General features: G+C 39.2%; 4 protein-coding genes and 2 pseudogenes. 3 read left to right on the top strand and 3 right to left on the bottom strand.

The window, feature by feature from the left end; all coding sequences use genetic code 11:
* Nucleotides 1-214: 214 nt before the first annotated feature.
* Entirely contained in the window at nucleotides 215-1,309 is a 1,095-nt protein-coding gene (mutY, locus tag M2132_RS11670) for an A/G-specific adenine glycosylase (RefSeq protein ID WP_280673729.1), read from the bottom strand.
* Nucleotides 1,310-1,480: 171 nt separating this feature from the next.
* Here mutY and M2132_RS11665 point away from each other — a divergent pair, with 171 nt between their 5' ends.
* Together M2132_RS11665 and M2132_RS11660 are read left to right on the top strand one after the other, a co-directional pair.
* Nucleotides 1,481-1,756, top strand: coding sequence for an HU family DNA-binding protein (locus tag M2132_RS11665; RefSeq protein WP_280673730.1), 276 nt, complete (start codon nucleotides 1,481-1,483; stop codon nucleotides 1,754-1,756).
* 294 nt (nucleotides 1,757-2,050) lie between these two features.
* On the top strand, nucleotides 2,051-3,622 hold the full coding sequence (locus tag M2132_RS11660; RefSeq protein WP_280673731.1) for an Rne/Rng family ribonuclease: 1,572 nt from the start codon (nucleotides 2,051-2,053) through the stop codon (nucleotides 3,620-3,622).
* A gap of 232 nt (nucleotides 3,623-3,854) precedes the next feature.
* On the opposite strand, the pseudogene M2132_RS12070 reads toward M2132_RS11660, so the two are convergent.
* Nucleotides 3,855-4,187: pseudogene (locus tag M2132_RS12070) on the bottom strand (transposase); the annotation flags it as partial.
* A gap of 21 nt (nucleotides 4,188-4,208) precedes the next feature.
* A pseudogene (locus M2132_RS12065) lies at nucleotides 4,209-4,733 on the bottom strand (IS4 family transposase); the annotation flags it as partial.
* A 118-nt stretch (nucleotides 4,734-4,851) separates the two neighbouring features.
* On the opposite strand from M2132_RS12065, the gene M2132_RS11650 reads away from it, so the two are divergent.
* On the top strand, nucleotides 4,852-5,040 hold the full coding sequence (locus M2132_RS11650; RefSeq protein ID WP_280698312.1) for a hypothetical protein: 189 nt from the start codon (nucleotides 4,852-4,854) through the stop codon (nucleotides 5,038-5,040).
* The last annotated feature ends 279 nt before the right edge of the window (nucleotides 5,041-5,319 follow it).

Below are 5,319 nucleotides of genomic sequence, written 5' to 3'. Positions count from 1 at the left end.
TAGCTCCTAATAACTTCTCGGGATTCATGCCCACAAAGATAGGATATATTCGTGATATGTGATAAGGTTTATCAACCGGGAAAATCCGCTGACCCTAAAGTTGCAGTACAAAAAAGCAATATGCTTATTGCTGCATAGAAATAAGGTTTATTCATAGTTATCCAGGCTCAAAAAGTCAAAAATACACATTTATCATTAATAATGTATAAAATTGTTACTTAATTTCTTCCTTTTTCTCCAGATATTTGTGGATAAGCCTCGGAACAGGGTATTGGTCTATGTTTTCGATAGGGGTTGAGAGATAGTTTTCTGTGAAGTATTTGTCGTTTTCGATATTTACCGAATAGAAATTTGCGTGAATGATCTGGTGCGAAAGAACGTGTTTCACCGAAAACTCTTTCCTGAAAGCACCTGCCCCCGCATCGGCAAACATTATTTCAAAAGGGTTTGTCTGCATCAGTTCGTTGAGGGGCATATAGCTTGGTGTTTCTATCAGGGGGAATTCATATAGGTTGCGCCAAATGTCGTTTCCCGCTCTTTTGTGCAGAAAGATATTGCCATTGCACCTTACATCGAAGTAATTGAAGAAACGGGGTTTCACCACTGCTTTCCCTTGTTTAACGGGATAACACAAAACATCGTTGCCGGCTCTTGACAGGCACAGACCTTCGAGAGGGCAGTCTATGCACTGTGGCGATGTTGGGGTGCATTGCAAAGCCCCAAACTCCATAAGAGCTTGGTTATGTTCGCCCGGGTTTTCCTTATTCAGCAGCTTATCGGCAAGCAGAGCGAAAAGCTTTTTGCCTTCGGTCGAATCAATGGGCGTATCTATTGCAAACAGGCGTGACAGTACCCGATACACGTTGCCGTCGACAGTAGCTACGGGCATTCCATAGGCAAACGAGGCTATCGCGGCGGCGGTATATTGGCCTATGCCTTTCAGGCTCAGAATTGTTTTATAATCGGAAGGAAATACACCGTTGTATCTGTCGCAAATAACTTTGGCGGTAGTGTGTAGGTTTCGCGCACGGCTGTAATAGCCTAAGCCTTGCCATAGCTTCATAACTTCGTTTTCGGGTGCGGCGGCCAGATGGCAAACAGAGGGATATTGGCGTATGAAGCTGTTGTAATAACTGAGCCCTTGCGCCACACGGGTTTGCTGTAAAATAACTTCCGATAGCCATATATGGTATGGGTCTTGTGTCCATCGCCAAGGCAAATCCCGTTTGTGAAGGCTATACCACCCAATGAGCTTTTTTCTGATAGCCGCTAAGTTGAGATTTTTGGATTCCTCTGCTTCTTTTTTCAAGAAAGTTAATGTTATAGTGTTAAAAATTAGTATTCTACCCTTAATAGGGAGTTCTTTTTGAAAAACAATAAAAGCTTTCGGAAAAAATGGGCTTTTATTTTTTCAAAGGTAAATAAAAAGCTATATATTTGCAGTCCAAAAAATTAGTATTAACAATAATATAAAATAACAATGACTAAAGCGGACATCGTTAACGAGATTGCCAAAAACACAGGAATCGATAAAGCAACAGTTCTTACAACTGTAGAATCATTTATGGAAGTTGTAAAAGACTCTCTGGGTAAAAACGAGAATGTATATCTAAGAGGTTTTGGTAGCTTTGTTGTGAAAAAAAGAGCTCAAAAAACAGCTCGTAACATTTCTAAAAATACAACAATTATTATTCCTGAGCATAATATACCTTCATTTAAACCAGCAAAAACTTTTGTTTGCCAGGTGAAGAAATAATTAATTCGGAAAATAAATAACGGAGTATTAACCCACAAAAATAAAAGCTATGCCAAGCGGAAAGAAAAGAAAAAGACATAAAATGTCGACCCATAAGCGTAAAAAAAGACTTAGGAAGAACAGACATAAAAAGAAAAAATAATAGCTCTTTAATTTTGAAAGGCTAATTATGAAACACAAAAACAAACTTAATATTTTTAATATTTTAGGTTTGTTTTTGTGTATTTGTAGAAACACAGAATAATGAACCCATTGTTCTGAAAATAAAGAGAAGCAATATTGATTATATAATATATGGACAGCGAATTAATTATTGATGTACAACCCAACGAGGTGTCGATAGCCTTGCTCGAAAACAAAAAACTTGTTGAGCTGCAAAAAGAGGCCCGCGATGTTTCGTTTACAGTTGGTAACATCTATGCGGCAAAGGTCAAAAAACTTATGCCGGGATTGAATGCTGCCTTCATAGATGTAGGATACCGAAAAGATGCTTTTCTTCACTATCTGGACTTAGGTCCGCAATTTAAATCTGTAGATAAGTTTTATAAGCAGGCGCTTGCCGACAAAAAGAGATTCCCTCAAATCTCTAAAATGAATCTCGAACCCGATATCGACAAAGACGGAAGTATTGCCGATATACTGAAAGTAGGGCAAGAGATTCTGGTACAGGTGGCAAAGGAGCCAATATCGACCAAAGGGCCGCGACTGACGTCCGAACTGTCGTTTGCAGGACGGTTCCTGGTTCTTATACCATTCAACGATAAAGTATCGGTTTCGCAAAAAATAAAGTCGAAGGAAGAGCGAATTCGCCTCCAGAAACTGATTCAGAGCATTAAACCCAAGAACTTTGGTGTTATAGTACGTACTGTGGCCGAGGGCAAAAAAGTTGTAGAACTCGACACGGAGCTGAAAGTGCTTGTGAAACGCTGGGAAGAGAATATTCCCAAGATACAAAAGAAACAACTTCCTGCCCTTGTTTTTGAGGAAACAGGCCGTATTGTGGGTATCCTCCGGGATATGTTCAATACAACCTATCAGGAAATCCATGTGAACGACAAAGAGGTTGTAGAGCAAATAAAAGACTATATAACGATAATAGCCCCCGAAAAGAAAAATATTGTGAAATATTATTCGGGCGATCTGCCTATTTTCGACAACTTTGCCGTAACAAAACAAATTAAAGCCCTCTTCGGGAAAACTGTCACCTTCAAGCACGGGGCATACCTCATCATTGAACATACCGAGGCATTGCATGTGATAGATGTGAACAGCGGAAACCGGACAAAATCGAAAGAGGGACAAGAAACCACAGCCTTCGAAGTGAATTCGGCGGCTGCCGAAGAAATAGCCCGCCAACTCCGGCTGAGGGATATGGGTGGAATCATAGTTATCGATTTCATTGATATGACCCAAGGCGAACATCGAGCCAAGCTGTTGGCACATATGCAGGAGATAATGGCCAATGACAGGGCTAAGCATAATATTTTGCCATTAAGCAAATTCGGGTTAATGCAAATTACACGCCAGCGTGTACGCCCCGAAATGGAGGTTACTACTACAGAGGTATGCCCCAATTGCTTTGGCAAAGGAGAAATAAGACCATCTATACTTTTCACCGATTCGTTGCAATCAAAAATCAGCTATCTGGTGAAAGTATTAAAAGTGAAGAAATTTACCTTGCATGTACATCCTTATGTAGCAGCATTTATTAATCAGGGGCTACCTTCTCTGCAAACGAAATGGAAATTCAGATACTCCAGAGGATTGAAAGTGATTCCAAACCAGAACCTCTCGTATCTCGAATATCATTTCTACGACGCCAATAAAGAGGAGATAGATCTCAAGCAAGAAATTGAACTTAAATAATTTAAGTTGAGTAAAAAACAGAAAAAGGGGCTTGTCAAAAAAAATAGGGCAAGTCCCTTTTTCTATGCTTTTTCTTTGGATTGGGAGAGTATCCAATTCTCAGAGAGATAAAAATACTTTTTGGATAGTACCTCAGGGCAAACGCATGAAAATTAATCAATAACGAAGATGTGTATATTTTCGTAATCATCTGAATATAAGTTCGTTATTATAGTTAAATCATAATAAAGCGTCATATATTTGCACAAATAAAAAGTTCTTGAATTGAGTATCCAAACTTCCGTCTGATACTTTTGGCTTGTGCCCATTTTCTTTCTATTGGATTTAAGTCGGGACTGTAAGGAGGAAGGAATTCTAAAGTATGGCCATGTTGTTGTACAGCCAATAAAGCATCATTCCTTTTGTGAAATGTAGTATTGTCAAGAACAATAACTGAATTTTGAGGGATATTCGGCAGTAATTCTCGAGTAAGCCATTCATAGAAAACATCGGCATCTATATTGCAATGAAATAAACAAACATTCAATAATTTGAAGTTTGAGATAGCTCCGATAACATTGACTCTTCCCTTGGCGTGCCAGTCTTTAGAATCGTGAACAGAAGCTGTTGTAATATGGAAGAATGTCGGAATTTGGGTTTCTACATCATACAGGGTATGAACCTTGATGCCGCCTTTCTTCTTTCGGAACTTCGCCCACCAGAAAACATGCAGGCATAAGTCAATAGTTGTGGAATCGAAAGCATATATGTTTCCTCCCAACTTGAAAATGTCTGTTTTACGTTTCTGCTGCGCTTCATTTACCACGGAGTAAGCGAATTCTTCAAAAATTCGGTAGTCTCTATCTTGATTCGCTCGAGCCAAAGATGATTTTGAGACGTTCTTGCCCATTCCTAAGTGATAGCATTTGGAGCGATGAGCACCCAGAGCAATAATCAAATCTCGCAAACTTTCCCTGTTAGATAGTTGACCGAACATGAGAGCAAGCAGTTGATTCCAGTAAGTGAAGTGCTTCACATACTTGTCACCGTTATACTTGGGTACGATTCGATTGAACTTATTTCTATCAAGGAAGGCTGTAAGCTGAGCGAAAACGAATTTGTCCTTATGCATTGCAAATCTATTAGAATTTGCAAAAGTCAGAATTGAAATCCGTTTTTTTGAAAAACCGATGTAACTAACTAAATTTCAAATATTTCAAAGAGCAATCTGCAATTTTAATGGGACAGCAATGAATGCGGTGCTTAAACCAAGTGAGAGAGCAGATGAAATAAGAATATTGTTCAAGGAAGTTGCAACAGGAACAAAGTCAGTAAAACAAGCCCCTCTAAAGGAAATGGGGGTGTTTACAGCTATTATTATTGTGGTAACTCAGGCCATACTTCATTTAGAGCAGATGAAGCACATAACGAGTTTATAAAGCTATTGTACACATTCAAACCAAAGCAAGAGGTAGCAGATTTGTATGTAGAGATATTGAAAGATGTATCGAGGGAGCGTAAAAGTGGTTTTAAGGACACGGCAAAGTCCATAACTCCACAAATAGAAACCCTTGAAGCCAAACTTATCACTCTACAAGACAAATGGCTTGACGGTAAAACAAAGGGTCAGCGGATTTTCCCGGTTGATAAACCTTGTCACATATCACGAATATAGCATCGCCAGTCTGTACATAAAGAACTTAATATCTCCCACGCCT

The organism is Dysgonomonas sp. PH5-45 (assembly GCF_029893235.1).
In the GTDB taxonomy this organism is placed as follows: domain Bacteria; phylum Bacteroidota; class Bacteroidia; order Bacteroidales; family Dysgonomonadaceae; genus UBA1309.
This window is presented reverse-complemented; position numbering and strand designations above follow the sequence as displayed.

Coding starts and splice junctions, on each gene's coding strand:
- M2132_RS11660 (WP_280673731.1), top strand. CDS start 2,051: ATGGACAGCGAATTAATTATTGATGTACAACCCAACGAGGTGTCGATA.
- M2132_RS11650 (WP_280698312.1), top strand. CDS start 4,852: ATGAATGCGGTGCTTAAACCAAGTGAGAGAGCAGATGAAATAAGAATA.
- M2132_RS11665 (WP_280673730.1), top strand. CDS start 1,481: ATGACTAAAGCGGACATCGTTAACGAGATTGCCAAAAACACAGGAATC.